Origin of the sequence: Micromonospora sp. WMMC241, assembly GCF_027460165.1 — a bacterium.
Taxonomy (GTDB): domain Bacteria; phylum Actinomycetota; class Actinomycetes; order Mycobacteriales; family Micromonosporaceae; genus Micromonospora; species Micromonospora humi.
Genome location: NZ_JAPZBF010000001.1, coordinates 2,058,546 through 2,077,495, shown reverse-complemented (window position 1 = coordinate 2,077,495; position 18,950 = coordinate 2,058,546). Strand labels below are relative to the sequence as shown.

Below are 18,950 nucleotides of genomic sequence, written 5' to 3'. Positions count from 1 at the left end.
CCCGAGGGTTCGAGGGCAATACGACAGGTCCATGACGATCCGCACCCACCTTCGGCCCCGCCACGCCCACCCTCGCGTCGGCCGACACCGACGTGCCGGCCTGACCTCCGACCGGCTCGGCTCGCTACCGGCCGTCCTCACCGCCGCGGTCGCGCAGCCGCTCGATCAGCAGCAGCGCGAGATCGTCGCGGGGTTCGCCACCGGCGTGCGTCCGCACCGCACGCCAGACCTCGTCGAGCGCCTTCGACAGGCAGGGAGTGGAGAGTGGGCGGTCCAGAAGCCGAAGCGGAAAGAACCGGCCGGCGTCGTCGCGTGCCTCGATCAGGCCGTCGGTGTAGAGCAGCAGACGGTCACCTGTCGACCAGGTGTGGTGCGCCGGCGGGGTGCGCCGGCCGCCCAGCCCGAGCGGCCGGTCCGGCTGGTGCTCGCCGAGCGGGGAGGGCGGACCTCCGGGTCGGTGTCGTAGCGGCACGGGATGTCCGCAGTTCATCACCCACAGGTCCGGTCCGCTGACCTCCAGCAGGACGGCCGTGACGAAGGTGACGCCGTAGGCGGGCTTCGGTTCCCGCGCGACCAGGGCGTCGAGATCCGTGGCGACCTCCTCCAGCCGGTCGCGCACGATCGCGGACTGCCGGAACGCGCCGATCACCGCCGAGGCCAGCTGCACCGCCGGTAGCCCCTTGCCGCACACGTCGCCGATGATGACACGCACCCGGTCCGGTCCCGGTACGACCTCGTAGAGGTCTCCGCCCACCCCCGCATCTCGCTGCGCGGAGACGTACCGGGCTCCCAGCGCCACGTCGCCGATCCTGGGTGGGACCTCTCGCAGGATGGCCTTCTGGGTGACCCGCACGATCTCGCTCATCCGCCGGATCCGCTCCTCGCGCAGCGTGCGGGCCCGGGCCACGTACAGCGCCGCGACGCTGACCGTGATGACCACTGCCACGCGCAGGACGTGGTCGAGGCTGCCCAGGGTCTGGCTGGGCAGGCCGGCCAGAACAGCGGCGCCCGTCGCCGCGGCGGATGCGACGGCGGTCCGTCTCGGGGTGTCCACGGCGGCGGCGAGCAGCGGGGCCAGGGCGAGGAAACCGATGAGGACGGCGTGCGCGGCGGCCGCCACGTCGACCAGCAGCACGACGGCGATGAGCGCCAACGCCGCGGGCAGTCCGAGCCACGACCGGTGCCCGGACCCGGTGGAGTGCCAGGGCTCAGTCATCGACGGCTAGCCGATCATGCACCCCGGCGGCGGAAGGTCTTGCCTCCAGCATCGCCCGCAGCGCGGCGATCTCGTCTCGCAGGGCCACGACGTCGGCGGCGGTGGCCGGCTCCGGTCGGTTCCGGTCGGCGACCCGCTCGACGATCCAGGTCGCGAGTGATCCGGTCACGAAGCCGATCAGGCCGATCCCGCCGACCATGAGGCCGAGCGCGACCAGTCGTCCCGCCGTGGTCACCGGGTAGAGGTCGCCGTATCCGACAGTCGTGATCGTCACCGCGGACCACCAGAGGGCGTCGGTGAACGAGGTGATCGAGGCGTCCGGGGCGCCCCGTTCCGCGTCGAGCACCGCCAGAGCCGACACGACCACCAGCAGCACGGTCGTGGCGCTGACGTACAGGGCGAGGCGGCCACGGGCCCACTCGGTCGTGCGCCGGGTCAGGTTCAGCACGACGGTGACCAGCCGGAGCGCTCGCAGTGGACGCAGGAACGGCAGCACGAGCACGGCCAGGTCGAACAGGTGAGTACGCAGGAACCGCAGCCGGTCACCGGCGAGGGCGAACCGCACCAGCAGGTCTGCCCAGAAGAGCAGCCAGATGGTCACGCTGGTGACCTCGCAGGCGGCCGCCCACCGGTGGGGTAGCTGGGGCACGAGGATGGGCCATGCGTACGCGGCGAGGAAGGCCACGGACAGCAGGGTCAGCGGGGCAGCGGTGAGTTGCTCCCAGCGCCCGACCGCCCGCTGCCGGGATCCGTCGCGCCGGCCGGACACCGCCCCCACCGCCTTTCCTGCACTCATGCAACCATTGTGTGGTGGAACTCTACGTCCCGCCCGACGCGCCGGTGACGGACCCCGAGTCGGCGCTCGTCGGCCAGCTCGCCGCGCTGAGTCGGGTGCTGGTGGGCTTCACCGCGCGAACGCTGGCCGGCCTCGACACGGAGTTGACCCTCTCCCAGTACCGCACTCTGGTGCTACTCGCCGCACGCGGACCGCTTCGAACGGTCGACCTTGCGACAGCCCTCGCGGTGCACCCGTCGACCACGACCCGCACCTGTGACCGTCTGGTCCGACGCGGCCTGGTGGCCCGGCGGCAGGGCACCACCGACCGAAGGGTGGCCTGGCTGACCCTCACCGGGGCCGGACGCGACCTGGTCGGGGAGGTGGTCCGTGGGCGGACCGAGCGAATCCGTGACCTCGTCCAGGCCGCGGACGCGGTTCATCTGGCGACCGGAACGGACCTCATCGGCACCCTCGTGGCAGCAGCCGGCGAGCCGACCGAGGACACCTGGTGGCGAACCTGGGCGGACAGCGCCCACCGCGAGGACGGTGCCTGACCCGCTCCCCGTCGACCGAGCGCCGGCGGCGCTGTCCCGTCCACCCGACCGGCAGGAGTTGTCAGGCGCGCCCGAGAGCGGGCTGTTTCCTTGGCTGACCGCCACAGATGACCGCCGGCACTACGGGTCTCCGCCGGTCGGGCGACGGCGTTCAGCAGGGGTAGCGGTACAGCCCTCGTGCGGCACGACTGGTGAGGATCACCACGTTCGGCAAACTCTCCCCTGACGGAAGGGTATGTTCGGCGTCGGCGTCGGCGATCGAGCAGCGCCGGGTGACGCCCGAGATGACCGTGACCCGGAGCGAAGGTTCCTCGGGCCATCAACCAGTTGACGCTTGCCGGTGTGGAGCCGCGGCCCGTGCTCAGGGCCGGACATCCGTGCGTCCGCGAGACGCCTGAGGGAAAAGGCTGTATGTCTTCTGTGCTGTCCGCGGTCTCCCGACCGCGTCCGTCCCGTCCGTCGTGGTTGTCGCCGAAGGTGTTCCGCACCGAGGTCCTGGCTGGCCTGGTCGTCGCCCTGGCCCTGATCCCGGAGGCGATCTCCTTCTCGATCCTGGCCGGGGTCGACCCGCGGGTGGGGCTGTTCGCCTCGTTCACGATGGCGGTAACGATCGCGATCTGTGGTGGCCGGCCGGCGATGATCTCCGCCGCGACCGGCGCGATCGCGCTGGTGGTGGCACCGCTGGCGAAGCAGCACGGGCTGGACTACCTGATCGCGGCGGTGATCCTCGGCGGCGCGATCCAGGTGCTGCTGGCGGTGCTCGGGGTGGCGAAGCTGATGCGGTTCATTCCGCGCAGCGTCATGGTCGGCTTCGTCAACGCCCTGGCGATCCTGATCTTCGCTGCCCAGGTTCCGCACCTGTTGGGCGTGCCGTGGCTGGTCTACCCACTCGTCGCCGGCGCGCTGGCGATCATGGTCGGGCTGCCCCGGCTCACCCGTGCGGTTCCGGCGCCGCTGGTCGCGATCGTCGTGCTGACCGTGGTCACCGTCTTCACCAGCGTGGCGGTGCCGACCGTGGGTGACCAGGGAGCGCTGCCGGACAACCTGCCCACCCTGGGCCTGCCACAGATCCCCTGGACCATGGACACCCTCACCCTGATCGCCCCCTACGCCATGGGCATCGCGCTGGTCGGGCTGATGGAGTCGCTGATGACCGCGAAACTGGTCGACGACATCACCGACACCCCGTCCAGCAAGACCCGCGAGTCCTGGGGCCAGGGCGTGGCCAACATCGTCACCGGGTTCTTCGGCGGCATGGGCGGCTGCGCGATGATCGGCCAGACGATGATCAACGTGAAGGCGTCCGGCGCCCGCACCCGCCTGTCGACCTTCCTGGCCGGCGTGTTCCTGCTGGTCCTCGTCGTGGCGCTCGGCGACGTGGTCGCGGTGATCCCGATGGCCGCCCTGGTCGCCGTGATGATCATCGTGTCGGTGTCCACGTTCGACTGGCACTCGGTCGCCCCGGCCACCCTCAGGCGGATGCCGTACGGCGAGACGATCGTCATGCTTGCCACCGTGGTCACCACCCTGGCCACCCACAACCTGGCCATCGGCGTCGTGGTCGGCGTGCTCACCGCCATGGTGATCTTCGCCCGGCGGGTCGCCCACCTGGTCGAGGTCACCAGCGTCCTGGACCCCGACGGCGGCACCCGGATCTACTCCGTGCACGGGGAACTGTTCTTCGCCTCCAGCAACGACCTCGTCGGCCAGTTCGACTACGCCGACGACCCGGCGAACGTGGTGATCGACATGACCCACGCCCACGTCTGGGACGCCTCCTCCGTCGCCGCGCTCGACGCGATCACCACGAAGTACGCCGCCCGCGGTAAGACCGTCGAGATCGTCGAGCTGAACACGCCCAGCGCCCGCATCCACGACACCCTCGCCGGCCGGCTCGGCGTCGGCCACTGATGGCCGCCGCCAACCGCGAAACCGGCGCGGCGCAACACCCCTGCGGCCCGGCAGCCGGCCGCCTCATGCAGATCGGCGAGGCCGCCGAACGGGTCGGGCTGAGCATCCGCACCATCCGCCACTACGAGGAAGCCGGCCTGATCGTCCCCTCCGCGCGCAGCGAGGGCGGCTTCCGCCTCTACACCGAACCCGACCTCGACCGCCTCGCCGTCGTCAAGCGCATGAAACCCCTCGGGTTCACCCTCGACGAGATGCGGGACCTGCTCACCGTCCTCGACGCCCTCGACACCGCCACCGGCGCCGACCGGACCGAGCTGCTCGACCGACTGGCGATGTTCCACACCGCCGCCACCACCCGCGTCGCCGCGCTACGCGACCAACTCGCCACGGCCGAAGGCTTCGCCGACACCCTCCGCGACAAACTCGACCACCACGGCAGCCCGACGGCCTGATCACCACCCTTGCCGACCAGCCCCGAGCCGGGATCCTGCGATTCGGGATCATCGGTCGGCGTCGGTGCCCGCCCCGAGGGCGGTGCGGGCCATGGCAGCGATCAGCACGGCCGCTGCCGCCACGTGCAGAGCACCGAGGATGACCCGGGTCGCGACGTCCAAACCCGGTGCCGGCAGCGGCGCGACGAAGCCGGACCCGAGCGCGGTGGTCATCCAGACCAGCCGCGCGGACCAGGGCAGCACCCGCTCGAGGAATGCGAGCAACGACCGGTCGGTGAGCGCGGTCGTGAGCCCGGCCAGGCCGCCGACGGTCACCCCGGCGGCGAGGAGGGCGAGGACGGGTACGGCCACCGCGGCTCAGAGCGGCCGGCCCCCGTCGGCGCGTATCGTGGACCCGGTTGCTGGACCGCCGCGGAGTCAGCAGTGCGGTGGGCGCGAGATGGGGCTGAGGCCGTGAGCGTTGCCGCAGAGGCGGAGGATCGCGGAGTCGCGCTGATCAGGGATCTGGTCGCGGGCGCGGGCGCTGTCGTGCTGGCCACGTTCGCCGCGGTGGTGATGTTCCCGGCCGAGGAACCGGTGGGACGCGTACTGGTGATGGCGGTTACCTGCGGCCTGCTGGCCGCCTGGTTGACCGATTGGCGCGCAACGATCGTCACGGCGGCGCTGGCCGGCGGCGTCTTCGTGAGCCTCCTCGCCGACGGCGCGCCACCCACTCCGTCTCCCTGGGGTTTCACGCCAATCTTCGTGGTGGCGGTGGTACTCGGGATGGGCAACCGGCTCCTGCGACTGCTGGGGCGCAGGAACGAGGGGAACCGCCGGTCGTAGCCGGCAGCGGGCGTTGCGGCCGTCGCCGCCAGTGCGATGGGTCGCGGTGAGCCGGGAAGTCACCTCCTCGTGTCTCGGACGTCTACCAGAGGTAGGCCCGCTGCCGATGGCGGGCCCAGCGGCACGCGCGCGACCGACGCGACGGCCCCGGCGTATCGTCGGTGCATGCGCGCGAGCGACGTAGCGATCTCGATGGACACTGTCACCGAGGACATGCCGGCCCGAGAGGCCGCCCGGATCCTGGCGGCGCAGGATCTGCCCGGCCTGATCGTGGTGGACACCGCGGGTCGCCCGTCGACGGTCCTGGCGGGCACGCAGGTACTGCGCATGGCGCTGCCGTCCTACTGCCAGGACGATCCGGCGCTGGCGCGGGTGATCGACGAGGCTGCCGCCGATGTGGTCCTGGCGGGGATCGGCAACCGTACCGTCGCGGATCTGCTTCCCCGCAACCGCCCGGGTCTGCCGGCGGTCAGCGCCGACGCCACTCTGCTCGAGGTTGCCTCGGTGATGGCCCGGACGAATGTGCCGCTGGTCGCGGTCGTGGACCGCGACCAGGTGATGACCGGGGCGATCACCCTGGACGGGTTGCTCGACCGGATCCTCGGCACCTGAGAGTCAGAAGAACCGCAGCCACAGGTACGGCACGGCGATCGCCACCGAGATCACGGTCACGATCAGACCATACTTGGTGAAGCCCCAGAATGTGATCTTGTGTCCGGCCCGGTCCGCGATGCCGAGCACCACCACGTTCGCCGACGCGCCCACGGCGGTGGCGTTGCCGCCGAAGTCAGCGCCGATGGCGAGCGCCCACCACAGCACCTGAGCCTTGTCGAGCCCGCCCTCGGCGTTGACCAACTCGCTCACGATCGGGCTCATCGTCGCCACGTACGGAATGTTGTCCACGATCGCGGACAACCCCGCCGAAGCCCACAACAGCAACATGGTGGCCGGCCAGAGCTTGCCCTCGACGGCCTCGGTCGCCGATCGGGCGATGCTGTCGATCACCCCGGTGGCGACCAGGGCGCCGACCATGACGAACAAGCCGGCGAAGAACACCAGTGTCGGCCACTCGACGTCCTTGGCCACCTCTTCAGCGTCCAGCCGGGACAACACCAGCAGCAGCAGTCCACCGAGTAGCGCCACCACCGACGGCTCCAGGTGCAGCACGGTGTGCAGGCTGAACGCGAGCAGTACCGCGCCGAGGACCACCAGGCTGATCACGACGAGGCGGCGGTCGCGAATCGCGTCCGCCTCCCGGAGCGCCATCACCCGTGCGGCACGCTCGGCGTCGTACCGAAACGCCCTGCGGAACATGATCCGGCACAGGCCGATGAACACGACGATCACGATGAGTACCAGCGGGGCCATGACGTTCAGGAAATCGGTGAAACTCAACCCGGACCGGCTGGCGATGATGATGTTCGGTGGGTCGCCGACGAGGGTGGACGCACCACCGATGTTCGACGCCATGACCTCGGCGATGAGGAACGGGATGGGTGGCACGTCGAGTCGCTCACAGACCAGCAGCGTGACCGGTGCCACCAGCAGCACCGTGGTGACGTTGTCCAGCGCCGCCGACACCACGGCGGTCACGACCACCAGGATCACCATGATCGGGAATGGACGGCCCCGCGCCTTCTTGGCGCTCCAGATGGCCAGGTACTCGAACAGGCCGGTGCGCTTCAGGACGCCGACGATCAGCATCATGCCCAGCAGCAGGAAGATGACGTTCCAGTCGATTCCCGCTTCTTCGGAGAAGAACGCGTGCTCGGCGTCGGTGGCGCCGATGGCCAGCATGATCGACGCGCCGCCCACCGCCACCGTCACCCGGTTGATCTTCTCGGTGGCGATCAGGACGTACGCGACGGCGAACACGGCCACCGCCGTCCAGGCCAGGATGCTCATTCGGCGTTTCTCCGGTTCTGGTCAGCCGTCACCGCAACGCCGACCCGACTTCCCGGCACACCCAGATCAACCTATCAGTCTGGGCGGTCATCCACCGTTTGCGAGGGCCTGGGCGACGAGGCCGCCGGCGACCGGCCGACTCAGTGTTCGGTGGCCTGGCCGGGCCGCGGCTGGTAGATGTCCGGCACGCCGTCCTGGTCATGGTCGATGGTTTCCAGTTCGCGGACCCGTCGGTAGACCCGGGTGCGGGCGCGCAGGACGACCGTTGCGAGCAGCGCGGAGAGCAGCGATCCGGTGAGCACCGCGACCTTGACGTGGTCGTCGCGTTCGCTGCCGAGGCCGTACGCGAGTTCGCCGATGAGCAGGGAGACGGTGAACCCGATGCCGGCGAGCAGCGCCAGGCCGAGCACGTCGTACCAGTTCAGGCCCTCTTCCGGGTCGGCTCGGGTGACGCGCGACGCCAGCCAGGTGGCTGCCATGATGCCGATCGGTTTGCCGACGATCAGGCCGACCACGATGCCGAGCGCGACCCGGTCGGTGAGCGCGGTGGTCAGCCCGGCCAGGCCGCCGACGGTCACCCCGGCGGCGAGGAACGCGAAGACGGGCACCGCCACCCCGGCCGAGAGCGGCCGGATCCGATGCTCGAAGTGCTCGGCCAACCCCGGTCCGGCGTCCGGACCGCCGGCCGCGGCGCTGCGGACGACCGGGACGGTGAACGCGAGCAGCACCCCGGCGACGGTCGCGTGCACGCCGGACTCGTGCACCAGCACCCAGGTCGCCGCCGCCAGTGGAAGCAGCAGCCACCAGGAACGCACCCGGCGCTGCACCAGCAGGCCGAAGACCGCCAGCGGGATCAGCGCACCGGCCAGCGGCCCGATGGACAGGTCGGAGGTGTAGAACACGGCGATGATGAGGATGGCCAGCAGGTCGTCGACGACGGCCAGGGTGAGCAGGAAGGTCCGCAGCGCCGAGGGCAGCATCCGGCCGACCACGGCGAGCACGGCGAGGGCGAAGGCGATGTCGGTGGCGGTCGGTACGGCCCACCCCCGCGCGGCGCCCTCCCCCGCGCCGGCGGCGATCAGGACGAACAGCAGCGCGGGCACCGCCACTCCGCCGACCGCGGCGGCGACCGGTATCGCCGCGCGGCGGGGATCGCGAAGGTCACCGGCGACGAACTCGCGCTTGAGTTCCAGCCCGGCGACGAAGAAGAAGATCGCCAACAGGCCGTCCGCGGCCCAGGTGGCGAGACTGAGGTCGAGGTGCAGCGCGGCGGGCCCGACCCGCAGGTCACGCAGTGAGTGGTAGCTCTCCGCCCACGGTGAGTTGGACCAGAGGAGCGCCAGCACCGCCCCCACCAGCAGCAGGGCGCCACCCACGGTCTCCTTGCGGAGGATGGCGGAGATGCGGCTGGTCTCGCTCCACGAGCGGCGGGCGAACAGGCTGGTGCTGCGGCGGTCTGCGTCAGACACGGAACTCCTCGTAGGCAGGCAGGGACCATCACATCGCCGACCAGGCTTCCCGGCACACCATGACCAGCCTATCCGCCACGGCGCCGGACGTATCGATCTTCGCCGGTCAGGCAGCCGTCGCTCGCCAGAGCGGTCGTCCCCGGCGCCCCGCGGCAGGCCACCGGACGGCGTCCTCGCGGCCTGGCGGTCGCCACCGGATCGGCGTCACCTCGGCTCGGCGGGACCGTCGGGTCCATTGCCGTGGGAGCCGTCGCCGGTGTCCGGGGCGGTGCGACTCCCGCCGTCCGTCCGGTCGGCGCGGGGTGGTGGCGTCACCGCGGAGCGGCGGGCCTGCCCGATCCGGCGCAGCACGCCGTGCCAGGCGGGCGTCTCGCGGGACTCGTCGAAGGCCCGCGCGACCACGACGTCGGTGGAGGAGTGCGCCAGGATCGAGATGACGATGGTCAGCGCCACGAGGTGGAAGACCTCGTCGCCGGCGGCGATGCCGGATTCGAGGACCAGCAGCCCGTAGACGACCGAGGCGAAGCCCTTCGGGCCGAACCACATCGCGGCGGCCTGTTCCCGCAGGCCGAGCCCGGAGCGCAGGAAGGAGATCCACAGCGCCACCGGTCGGGCCACCACGATGGCCAGGACGGCGAAGAGCCAGCCGGTCCAGGAGATCTCCCCGAGGAACTCCACCGAGATCAGCGCCCCGAACACCAGCAGCGCGGCGAGTTTCAGCAGTTCGGCGACGTTCTCCCCGAAGTGCTCGAACGCGGCGCGCTCCCGCGGCCCGAAGGTGGCCACAGTGATGCCGGCGGCGAACGCGGCGAGGAACAGGTTGCCGTGGGTGGCCTTGCCCAGCGCCAGCACCAGCAGCCCGATCGCCACCCCGTTGAGCGGCGCGTACGCCGCGGACGCGGCGAGCCAGCGGGTGCGCTCCAGCGTGATCGCGGCCAGTGGCACCAGCACGCCGATCAGCAGTCCCACCGCCAGCTCGGTGCCCAACTCCCCCAGGTGCAGATCGTCGGAGCCGGCCGCGACGGCCAGCAGCACCACCACGAACGGCAGGGCGAGACCGTCGTTGACCCCGGACTCGACGTTGAGCAGGTGCCGCAGCCGGGCGGGCACCTTGTCGTTGCCGACCAGCGCGGCGGCGAAGACCGGGTCGGTGGGGGCGAGGATCGCCCCGATCAGCAGCGCCTCCGGCCAGTCGAGGCCGGCGACGTAGTGGGCGAGCACCGCGGTGACGAGCAGGGTGAGCGGCAGTCCCCAGCCCAGGGCGCGTCCGGGCAGCCGCCACGCCGAGCGTAGGTCGGCCCACCCGACCCGCATCCCGTCGGTGAAGAGCACCGCGAACAGCGCCAGCTCCGCCAGCTGCGCCACGATCGGGGAGTCGGCCCGCAGGTGCAGCACCCCGGTGGTGTCCTCGCCGAGCAGGAAACCGGCCACCAGGAACAGCGCCGCGGTGGACAGGATGGTGCGGTGGGCCAGCGCGGAGACGAGCACGGCGGCCAGCAGGACGGCGGCGAAGCACAGCAGCAGCACGGGGGACCTTCCGGGGCGCGGATCATCACGGTGCCGACCAGACTTCCCGGCGCTCCACGGATCTCGGTGATCATAACGGCCCCCGACGCACAGCGCGACGGCCCTGAACGGCAGACCGGCCGTGCTGCTCTGTTCGGGCGTGACATACCGGCGTACCGTGAGGTCCGGTGCGCCGGGAAGCCTGGTCGGCAGTCGTGACACGTCGTCGACCGGAGGCAGCCGTGGCCGCACCCGCCATCCGCACGCAGCACCTGACCAAACGCTACGGGCGGCTGCTGGCCCTCGACGGGCTGGACCTCGCCGTGTCAGCCGGTGAGGTGTTCGGGTTCCTCGGCCCGAACGGCGCCGGGAAGTCCACCGCGATTCGTCTGCTGCTCGGCCTGGCCCGGCCCACCGCCGGGAAGGCCTGGATCTTCGACGGCGACGCGGTGGACGTCGCCGCGGCGCACCGGCTGCTGGCGTACGTGCCGGCCGACGTGGCGCTCTGGCCGCAGCTCACCGGCGCGGAAACCCTGGAACTGCTCGCCGCGACCGGGCCGGGAGTCGACCGCGCCTACCGCGACGAGCTGGTGCAACGATTCGCCCTCGACCTGTCCACTCCGGCCCGCGCCTACTCCACGGGTAACCGGCAGAAGGTCGCCCTGGTCGCGGCGTTCGCCACCCGCGCCCCGCTGCTGGTTCTCGACGAGCCGACCAGCGGCCTGGATCCCCTGATGGAAGTCCAGTTCAGGCGCGCTGTCGCGGTCGCTCGCGACAACGGGCAGACGGTCTTCCTCTGCTCCCACCAACTCGCCGAGGTCGAGGCGGTCTGCGACCGGGTGGCGATCCTGCGCGCCGGTCGGCTCGTCGACGTCGCCACCGTCGAGGCGTTGCGCCGCCTGCACCGCACCGAGGTGACCGTCCGGTTCACAGGCTCCGCACCCGACCTGCGGGACGTGGCCGGCGTCGAGATCGTCGCGCAGGACGGCGGCATGCTCCGCTTCGCCATGAGCGGGCCGGCCGCGCCGGCGCTGCGCGCCCTCGCCGCCGCCGACGTCACCGCGCTCACGGTGCGGGAACCGAGCCTTGAGGAGATCTTCCTCGACTACTACGGCGAGTCGTCCCGATGACCGCCACCGTCAGGCCAGGAGACGGCGACCCGGCTCGGCCCGCCGGAGGAGCCGTCACCCGGCTCGCCGTCCGGCAGGTACGTCGGGGTGCGTTCGTCGTGCTGACCGTGACGGTCGGCATGTCGGTGCTGGTCGCCGCCACCTACGCCAGCACGATCGCAGGCGGTGGCGGCGCGCAGGCCCTCGCCGTCCTGGCCGGGAACCCCGCGATCCGTACGCTGTTCGGCGAGCCGGTCGCCCTCGACACCGTCGGCGGTTTCACGGTTTGGCGCACCGGCGTGGTCCTCGCTGTGCTGCTGTCGGTGTGGGGGACGCTGGTCACCACCCGCGTGACCCGGGGTGAGGAAGAAGCCGGCCGGTGGGATCTCCTGCTCGCCGGCCGGCTGAGCCGGCCGGCGCTGCTCGGCCGGCACGTCGCGGTGCTGACGGCCGCGATGATCCTGATCGGGATCACGCTCGCCGTGGCGCTCACCGCGGTCGGCTCCCCGGCCCCCGGGGCGGTCGTGCACGCCGCCGGTCTGGCGGCGGCCGGCTTGGTGGCGGTCGCGGCGGCGGCCCTCGCCGCGCAGATCTTCCCGACGCGATCGGGAGCGACCGGAGCCACGCTGGCGTTCCTCGGCGTGGGACTGATGGCTCGCATGGTCGGCGACGGCGTCACCGCCCTCGGCTGGCTGCGCTGGCTGCCGCCGTACGGTCCGCTGGCGTTGCTCCGCCCGTACCGGGACGACCGGTGGTCGCCCCTGGTCGTCCTCGCGCTCACCGCCATCGCGCTGGCCGTCGCCGCGCTCGCCCTGGCCGGGCGACGCGACGCCCGGGACGGGCTGCTCGCCCCCGCCACCGGCCGGTCATCGCGGCTACGGCTGCTCGGCTCGGTGGAGGCCTTCGCCATCCGGCGGATGCTGCGACCGTTTGCCGGTTGGTCGGCCGGAATCGGCGCCTACTTCCTCCTGATCGGCATGCTCGCAGAATCGCTGACCGGCTTCCTCGCCGACAATCCCCGCTTCGCCGACCTGGCGGCGCAGGCGGGCTTCGCCGGCCTCGGCACGGTCCGCGGGTACGCCGCAACGCTGTTCGCCCTGCTCGCCGTCCCGGTCGGCGCGTTCACCGCCGTACGGCTCGCCGCGCTCGCCGCCGCCGAGACCGGCGAACGTCTGACCCTGCTACTCGCCGGGCCGGTCACCCGTGGCCGACTCCTCAACGCCGAGATCCTCACCACCGCGGCCGGCGCGGCGGTCCTCGTCACCGTCGCCGCGACGGCGACGTGGCTCGGCGCGTCCCTGGTCGACGCGAACCTGCCGCTGTCGGCGGCACTCGCCGGCGCCTGGAACACGCTGCCGGTCGCGCTGCTCAGCCTCGCCGCCGCGACCGTGGCCCTCGGCCGCGCCCCGCGCGGCGTGGTGGCCTGGGGCATGATGCCGACCGCCGGCGGGTTCCTGCTCACGGTCGTCGCCGACAGCATCGACGCGCCGGGGTGGGTGAGCGCGGTGTCGCCGTACCGTCATCTCGCGGCCGTGCCGCAGGCGGTGCCCGACTGGCCGGCGCTGGCCGCCATGGGTGCGGTCGCGGTCGCGGCGGTGATGGTCGGCCGGCACGCCTACCAGCGACGCGACCTGCGTCGGTAGGCCGTGCATGCCGCAGGTCGACGCGGTGGCCGTGGGCAGCGGCCGGCCCGCCTCGTCGGTGACAGGTCGTGAGAGCATGCGGTTCATGACCCGGATCGGCCAGAGGGCCACACCGACGGCGCGCCCCGCTGATGGTCGCCGCCATGGCGCCGGTGGCACGTGATCGGTCGAGCACCGGCGTGGCAGCGGCGCAGCAGCCGGCTGCGGCATCCCGCGCAGGTGATCGCCGTCGGTTTCGGCACGGCGGTGGCGGTCGGCACCGGTCTGCTGTCGCTGCCCGTGGCCACCCGTTCCGGGGAGCGGACCGGTCTGGTGGATGCGCTGTTCACCGCGACCTCCGCGGTCTGCGTGACCGGGCTGGTCACCGTCGACACCGGCAGCTACTGGTCCGGTTTTGGCCAGGCGGTGATCCTGCTGCTCATCCAGGCCGGCGGGCTGGGGATCATGACCCTCGCGACGCTGTTCACCGTGCTGCTGTCCCGGCGGCTCGGTCTGCGGGCCCGGTTCCTGGCCCAGGCCGAGACGAAAAGCCTCGACCTGACCGACGTGCGCGCGGTGGTCCGCCGGATCGTGCTGTTCAGTCTCGCCAGCGAAGCCGTCGTCGCGGTGGCGTTGACCGCCCGGTTCGCCACCGCCTACGACGAACCGTTCGGCGAGGCGGTGTACGACGGGGTGTTCCACGCCGTGTCGGCGTTCAACAACGCCGGTTTCTCCACCAACGCCGACAGCCTCGTCGGCTATGTCACCGACCCGTGGATCTGCCTGCCGATCGCCGCCGCGGTCATCCTGGGCGGGCTGGGCTTCCCTGTCGTGTTCGAACTGCTCAGGTGCTGGCGCCGCCCGGCGCTGTGGTCGGTGCTGACCCGCATCACCCTGGCCCTGACCGGCGCGCTGCTCGTGCTCGGTACCGCCGTGCTCACCCTCGCCGAGTTCACCAACCCGCGTACCCTGGGCCCGCTCGGCGGCGGGCAGAAGCTGCTGGCCGGGTTCTTCGCCTCCACCATGACCCGCACCGCCGGCTTCAACAGCGTCGACATCGGCGCGATGCGGCCGGAGAGCCTGCTCGCCAGCGACGTGTTGATGTTCATCGGCGGCGGTAGCGCCGGCACCGCCGGCGGCATCAAGGTCACCACGTTCGGGCTGCTCGCCTTCGTGCTCTGGTCGGAGATGCGCGGCGAACTACACGTCCACGTCGGCCGGCGGCGCATTCCCGCCAGTAACCAGCGCCAAGCCCTCGCCGTCGCCCTGCTCAGCGTCGGCGCCGTGGTCACCGCCACCTTCGCGCTGTTGGCCACCACCCCGTACCGGCTCGATGTCGTGCTGTTCGAGGCGGTGTCCGCGTTCGCCACCGTCGGCCTGTCCACCGGCATCACCGCCACCCTGCCGCCGCAGGCCGACCTGCTCCTGGTGGTGCTGATGTTCGCCGGCCGCGTCGGTCCGCTCACCCTGGCCTCCGCGCTGGCGCTGCGCGACCGCAACCGCCGCTTCGAACTACCCGAGGAAAGGACGATCGTTGGCTGAGACACGCACCGAACCCGTCGTCGTCATCGGGCTGGGCCGCTTCGGCTCCGCCCTGGCCCTGGAACTGGTCAACCGGGGCACCGAGGTCCTCGGCATCGATCACCGGCCAAAGGTCGTGCAAGCCCTCTCCGGACAGTTGCCGCACGTCATCACCGCCGACTCCACCGACATCGAAGCGCTGCGACAACTCGGCGTCGCCGAGTTCCACCGCGCGGTGGTGGCGATCGGCACCGACATCCAGGCCAGCATCCTCACCACCAGCCTGCTGGCCGAACTCGGCATCCCCGACATCTGGGCCAAGGCCATCAGCGCCCAGCACAGCAACATCCTCACCCGCGTCGGCGCCCGTCACGTCGTGGCACCCGAACACGACATGGGCGAACGCGTCGCGCACCTGCTCTCCGGCCGCATCCTCGACTACGTCGAGGTCGACGCCGACTTCGCCGTCATCAAGACCACCCCACCCCGCGACATCGTCGGCGTGCCCCTGCGCGAATCCCGCCTGCGCAGCAAGTGGGGCGTCACCGTCGTCGCCGTCAAACCACAAGCCGCCCCACCCGGCGGCAAACCTCGTACCTTCACCTACGCCACCCCTGACAGCGTCCTCGCGTACGGCGACCTGATCCTCGTCGTCGGCACCATCGACAACGTCGAACGCTTCGCCACCACCGACTAGCACGACAACCCGTTGGACGGTGATCAGCAGCGCCGATCGGTTGCCAGCTTCAGGCGCACCAGCATGTCGCCCCAGAACAGCAACCAGATGACGACCGACGTCACAGCGCAGGCGTGCGGTGAGCCGCTCCCAGTTCGCCGACCGGGCCAACCGCCGATCTGTCTCACCCTGCCTCTCGGCCAGGATCCCGTGGTTCACTTTGTCGGCGCGCAGTAGAGACTTACTGATCGTCCTTCTTGTCCCGCCATCTGTCGATGAGCGCCGGCAGTTCACGCCAGAGGTAGTCGTAGAAGTCGCGCATCTCGGCGAGGCGGGCTCCGGCGAGGCTGCCCTCGCCGGCCACCGTGATGCCTTCCTCGGCGGCTTCCCGCATGCTTCCGATCATCGCGTTCTGGCCGGACATGAGGGTCGCCCACGCGCCATCACGGAGCCGGAAGTGCTCCCGGCGGCTGCCCGGAGCGGGCACCCGCTCGATCAACCCGACCGTGCCGAGGGACTTGATGGCGGTGGACACGCTGCCGGAACTGATGGCCAGGGTGTCCGCGATCTCGCCGGCGGTCATCGTCTCCTGCTCGGTGAACAGCAACGCCGCCAGGACACGCGCGGTCATCCGTTGCAGCCCGCCCTCGGCGAGGGTCAGTGCCAGCTTCTCCGCCGGACCACTCAGAGCCATCCGCGCCCTCCCGCCCTCGACCGACCCGGATCCTAACATCTTGCTATCTTCAGAAATCTTTGAACATTCGATACTCTGCGAGCTATGGCTAACGTGATCCAGCTGGAGAAGCTGACCAAGACCTACGGCCGCCGCAGGGGACTGCGCGACCTCGACCTGTCCGTCGCCGAGGGTGAGGTGTTCGGCTACCTGGGTCCGAACGGGGCCGGCAAGTCGACCACCATCCGCGTGGTACTGGACCTGATCCGACCCACCAGCGGACACGCGCTGGTGTTCGGGCACAACCCGCGCCGGGACGCGGTGGCGCTGCACCGGCGCATCGGATACCTCGCCGGGGATTTCGTGGTCAACCCCCGACAGCGCGTCGGCGAGTGCCTGACGTTCCTGGCCGACCTACGCGGAGGCGTACCGAAGGCCCGCATCGACGAGCTGGCCGGGCGGCTGGAGTTGGATCTGACGGCACGAATCAAGACGCTGTCCAAGGGCAACCGGCAGAAGATCGGCCTGGTGCAGGCATTCATGCACCGCCCCGAACTGTTGATCCTCGACGAGCCGACATCCGGGCTGGACCCCCTGGTGCAGCAGACCTTCCTCGACCTGGTCCGCGAAGCCAGAGCCGACGGGCAGACCGTCTTCATGTCCTCGCACATCATGAGCGAGGTCGAGGCGGTCGCCGACCGGGTCGGCATCATCCGCGACGGCCAACTCGTCGCCCTCGACACGGTGGCTCGACTCCGCCACCGCAGCGTGCACGAATTCCAGGTCACCTTCGCCGACCCGGTCGACGACGCCGCACTCGCCGTCCTGCCGGAGGTGACCGGCCTGACCGTCGACGGCCCGACCGCGAGGTTCCGCCTCGCCGGGAGCCCCGACGGGCTCATCCGCGTACTCGCCCAGCAGCGGGTCGTGAGCCTCCGTGCCACCGAACCCGACCTGGAACAGCTGTTCCTCACCTACTACCAGGCCGACGCCGCGAGCAAGGAGACCACGCATGCCTAACCTGCTGACCAAGACGCTGTGGGACGGCCGGCGGGCCCTGGCCGGTTTCACCGCCGCCACCGCCCTGCTCGGGCCGATGTATGCCGGCTTCTACCCCCAGGTCGCCGACGGCGCGATGGGACAGACCGTCCAAGGCTTCTCCCCCGGGCTGCGGCAGGCACTGCGGATGGAAGATCTCTCCTCCGCCGCCGGCTATCTCGGCTCCAGCGTGTTCGGCATCATCGTGCCCCTGGTCGCCGTCATCTTCGGCATCGCCACCGGCACCCGCGCCATCGCCGGCGACGAGGAAGCAGGCTACCTCGACCTGCTCCTCGCCCACCCGGTCAGCCGCACCCGGCTACTGCTGCACCGCTTCGCCGCGCTCATCGCCGCCGCCATCCTCATCGCGGTAGTGGTCCTGCTGGCCATGCTGGCCATCCGGCCCGGCGCACAACTCGACAGCATCACCGTCGGCCAGTTCACCGCCCAGTGCCTCGCCCTGGCCCTGCTGATCATCGTCTTCGGGACGGTCGCGATGACCCTCGGCGCGGCAACCGGCAGCCGGCCCGCCGCGCTCGCAGCCACCGCGGGCATCGCCGTCCTCACCTACGCCGCCAGCACGCTCGCCAGCCAGATCGGCGCCGACGCCCTCCGCTACGCCTCCCCCTTCCACTACTACATCGGCGGGGAACCACTGCGAAACGGCTTCCAATGGGCCGACCTGACCATCCTGACCGCCACCACCGCCGTCCTGCTGACCGTCGCAGTAGCGGCATTCAACCGCCGCGACCTGACCAGCTGACCCGACCCCCTCACCACGCCAGCGCTGTGTGCCGATGCACTGGACGTCGTGCGGCCACGGCAGCGGCTCCACCGCTGCCCCCGCGGGCACGGCAGCCCCTAGCCTGCCGCCGTCACCGACCGGCACCTCGGACACGATGTGCGAGACGCCCCTGCGACCGACGAACCGAGCGGAGCACGACCGATCCGCTCGCCGGCACCCCGCGGGCTGGCCGGCTGGGCCGCCATCTGACGCCGCCCGGGCCGCGTTCGACGACCTCACAGAGAAGTGGCGTGGCCGGTATCCGACGGTGATCCGGCAGTTGTGTGATGCGGCGCCGTGCCGCTCTGGGGTCGTGCTGCTGCTCGCGGTCGCTGTTGCCGGAGCTGCTGTCACCGACCCCGCACACCAGGCCTGCCTCGAGCGTTACACCCGGGCCTGGGCGAGGTCGTGGCCGGCGGTGGCGCGAAGGGTCCGGGGCCAGGTCCATGCGGCGCGCAGGATGAAGGCCAGGAGCAGCAGCTCGAGCCCGATGGAGAGACCGTAGAAGTAGAGGTAAGTCCAGGACTCGCCGTCCGCGTTGTACACCGAGACGGGGATGTAGAGCGTCGCCACGACGAGGTTGGTGGCGCGGTTGACCCGGGCGGGGAGCGCCGTGGAGAGCAGGATCATGAAGATCGGGACGGCCATGAGCGTGAGCGCGAGGGCGACGAAGGTCGGGCCGGTGTCGAACTCGTGGACGACGCCGGCCCGGATCTCGTCGATGAAGCCGGGCTTGTACAGGGCGAGGTAGTCGACGTAGATGTAGAGGAACATGAAGCTGGCCCAGGCCGCGGCGAGCTTCGCCTGGACCGGGATGCGCGATTGCCGGAGCGCACCGGCTGGTTTGTCGGTTCTGGTCATCACGTCTCCTGCGTGCTGGTGTCAGCCGGGTCGGCTCACTCGATGTCTTC

At 71.1% G+C, this 18,950-nt stretch carries 19 protein-coding genes; 11 read left to right on the top strand and 8 right to left on the bottom strand.

The window, feature by feature from the left end; translation table 11 throughout:
* Positions 1-124: 124 nt before the first annotated feature.
* Both O7598_RS09905 and O7598_RS09900 read right to left on the bottom strand, forming a co-directional pair.
* Positions 125-1,216, bottom strand: coding sequence for a PP2C family protein-serine/threonine phosphatase (locus tag O7598_RS09905; protein ID WP_269691012.1), 1,092 nt, complete (start codon positions 1,214-1,216; stop codon positions 125-127).
* On the bottom strand, positions 1,209-2,012 hold the full coding sequence (locus O7598_RS09900) for a potassium channel family protein (RefSeq protein ID WP_269691011.1): 804 nt from the start codon (positions 2,010-2,012) through the stop codon (positions 1,209-1,211). The genes O7598_RS09905 and O7598_RS09900 overlap by 8 nt, the downstream gene beginning before the upstream one ends.
* A 14-nt stretch (positions 2,013-2,026) precedes the next feature.
* Here O7598_RS09900 and O7598_RS09895 point away from each other — a divergent pair, with 14 nt between their 5' ends.
* The 3 genes from O7598_RS09895 (at position 2,027) to O7598_RS09885 (ending at position 4,911) form a co-directional block, all read left to right on the top strand.
* A complete protein-coding gene (locus O7598_RS09895; RefSeq protein ID WP_269691010.1) occupies positions 2,027-2,548 on the top strand; it encodes a MarR family winged helix-turn-helix transcriptional regulator in 522 nt (173 codons plus the stop codon).
* A 411-nt stretch (positions 2,549-2,959) separates the two neighbouring features.
* On the top strand, positions 2,960-4,459 hold the full coding sequence (locus O7598_RS09890) for a SulP family inorganic anion transporter (RefSeq protein WP_269691009.1): 1,500 nt from the start codon (positions 2,960-2,962) through the stop codon (positions 4,457-4,459).
* Complete coding sequence (locus O7598_RS09885; protein WP_442929846.1) at positions 4,459-4,911, top strand: MerR family transcriptional regulator; 453 nt, start codon at positions 4,459-4,461, stop codon at positions 4,909-4,911. The genes O7598_RS09890 and O7598_RS09885 overlap by 1 nt, the downstream gene beginning before the upstream one ends.
* Before the next feature lie 48 nt (positions 4,912-4,959).
* On the opposite strand, the gene O7598_RS09880 is transcribed toward O7598_RS09885, so the two are convergent.
* Positions 4,960-5,262 carry a DUF6069 family protein gene (locus O7598_RS09880; protein ID WP_269691007.1) on the bottom strand — a complete coding sequence of 101 codons (303 nt, stop codon included), beginning with the start codon at positions 5,260-5,262 and terminating at the stop codon, positions 4,960-4,962.
* 102 nt (positions 5,263-5,364) lie between these two features.
* Between O7598_RS09880 and O7598_RS09875 the strand changes: the two genes are divergently transcribed.
* Both O7598_RS09875 and O7598_RS09870 read left to right on the top strand, forming a co-directional pair.
* Positions 5,365-5,736 (top strand): hypothetical protein, encoded by a 372-nt coding sequence (locus O7598_RS09875; protein WP_269691006.1) that lies wholly within the window; start codon positions 5,365-5,367, stop codon positions 5,734-5,736.
* Positions 5,737-5,901: 165 nt separating this feature from the next.
* The gene (locus O7598_RS09870; RefSeq protein WP_269691005.1) at positions 5,902-6,348 is read left to right on the top strand and encodes a CBS domain-containing protein; all 447 of its coding nucleotides are present in this window, start codon (positions 5,902-5,904) and stop codon (positions 6,346-6,348) included.
* Between the two features lie 3 nt (positions 6,349-6,351).
* On the opposite strand, the gene O7598_RS09865 is transcribed toward O7598_RS09870, so the two are convergent.
* The 3 genes from O7598_RS09865 to O7598_RS09855 form a co-directional block, all read right to left on the bottom strand.
* Positions 6,352-7,641 (bottom strand): ArsB/NhaD family transporter, encoded by a 1,290-nt coding sequence (locus O7598_RS09865; RefSeq protein WP_269691004.1) that lies wholly within the window; start codon positions 7,639-7,641, stop codon positions 6,352-6,354.
* A gap of 140 nt (positions 7,642-7,781) precedes the next feature.
* Positions 7,782-9,110: a Na+/H+ antiporter NhaA gene (gene nhaA, locus O7598_RS09860; protein ID WP_269691003.1), complete on the bottom strand. Its 1,329-nt coding sequence runs from the start codon at positions 9,108-9,110 to the stop codon at positions 7,782-7,784.
* 204 nt (positions 9,111-9,314) lie between these two features.
* Positions 9,315-10,637 (bottom strand): cation:proton antiporter, encoded by a 1,323-nt coding sequence (locus O7598_RS09855; RefSeq protein ID WP_269691002.1) that lies wholly within the window; start codon positions 10,635-10,637, stop codon positions 9,315-9,317.
* A 221-nt stretch (positions 10,638-10,858) separates the two neighbouring features.
* On the opposite strand from O7598_RS09855, the gene O7598_RS09850 reads away from it, so the two are divergent.
* From O7598_RS09850 to O7598_RS09835, 4 genes are all read left to right on the top strand, one after another.
* The gene (locus O7598_RS09850; RefSeq protein ID WP_269691001.1) at positions 10,859-11,746 is read left to right on the top strand and encodes an ABC transporter ATP-binding protein; all 888 of its coding nucleotides are present in this window, start codon (positions 10,859-10,861) and stop codon (positions 11,744-11,746) included.
* The gene (locus O7598_RS09845; protein ID WP_269691000.1) at positions 11,743-13,368 is read left to right on the top strand and encodes a hypothetical protein; all 1,626 of its coding nucleotides are present in this window, start codon (positions 11,743-11,745) and stop codon (positions 13,366-13,368) included. Before O7598_RS09850 ends, O7598_RS09845 begins: the two co-directional genes overlap by 4 nt.
* Before the next feature lie 159 nt (positions 13,369-13,527).
* A complete protein-coding gene (locus O7598_RS09840; protein WP_269690999.1) occupies positions 13,528-14,889 on the top strand; it encodes a TrkH family potassium uptake protein in 1,362 nt (453 codons plus the stop codon).
* Complete coding sequence (locus O7598_RS09835) at positions 14,882-15,565, top strand: potassium channel family protein (RefSeq protein WP_269690998.1); 684 nt, start codon at positions 14,882-14,884, stop codon at positions 15,563-15,565. Before O7598_RS09840 ends, O7598_RS09835 begins: the two co-directional genes overlap by 8 nt.
* Positions 15,566-15,785: 220 nt before the next feature.
* On the opposite strand, the gene O7598_RS09830 is transcribed toward O7598_RS09835, so the two are convergent.
* Entirely contained in the window at positions 15,786-16,238 is a 453-nt protein-coding gene (locus tag O7598_RS09830) for a GbsR/MarR family transcriptional regulator (protein WP_269690997.1), read from the bottom strand.
* An 84-nt stretch (positions 16,239-16,322) separates the two neighbouring features.
* Between O7598_RS09830 and O7598_RS09825 the strand changes: the two genes are divergently transcribed.
* A complete protein-coding gene (locus tag O7598_RS09825) occupies positions 16,323-17,237 on the top strand; it encodes an ABC transporter ATP-binding protein (RefSeq protein ID WP_269690996.1) in 915 nt (304 codons plus the stop codon).
* The gene (locus O7598_RS09820) at positions 17,230-18,018 is read left to right on the top strand and encodes an ABC transporter permease subunit (RefSeq protein WP_269690995.1); all 789 of its coding nucleotides are present in this window, start codon (positions 17,230-17,232) and stop codon (positions 18,016-18,018) included. Before O7598_RS09825 ends, O7598_RS09820 begins: the two co-directional genes overlap by 8 nt.
* Before the next feature lie 405 nt (positions 18,019-18,423).
* Here O7598_RS09820 and O7598_RS09815 read toward each other — a convergent pair whose 3' ends face one another.
* Positions 18,424-18,900 (bottom strand): DUF6326 family protein, encoded by a 477-nt coding sequence (locus tag O7598_RS09815; RefSeq protein ID WP_269690994.1) that lies wholly within the window; start codon positions 18,898-18,900, stop codon positions 18,424-18,426.
* Positions 18,901-18,950 lie beyond the last annotated feature (50 nt).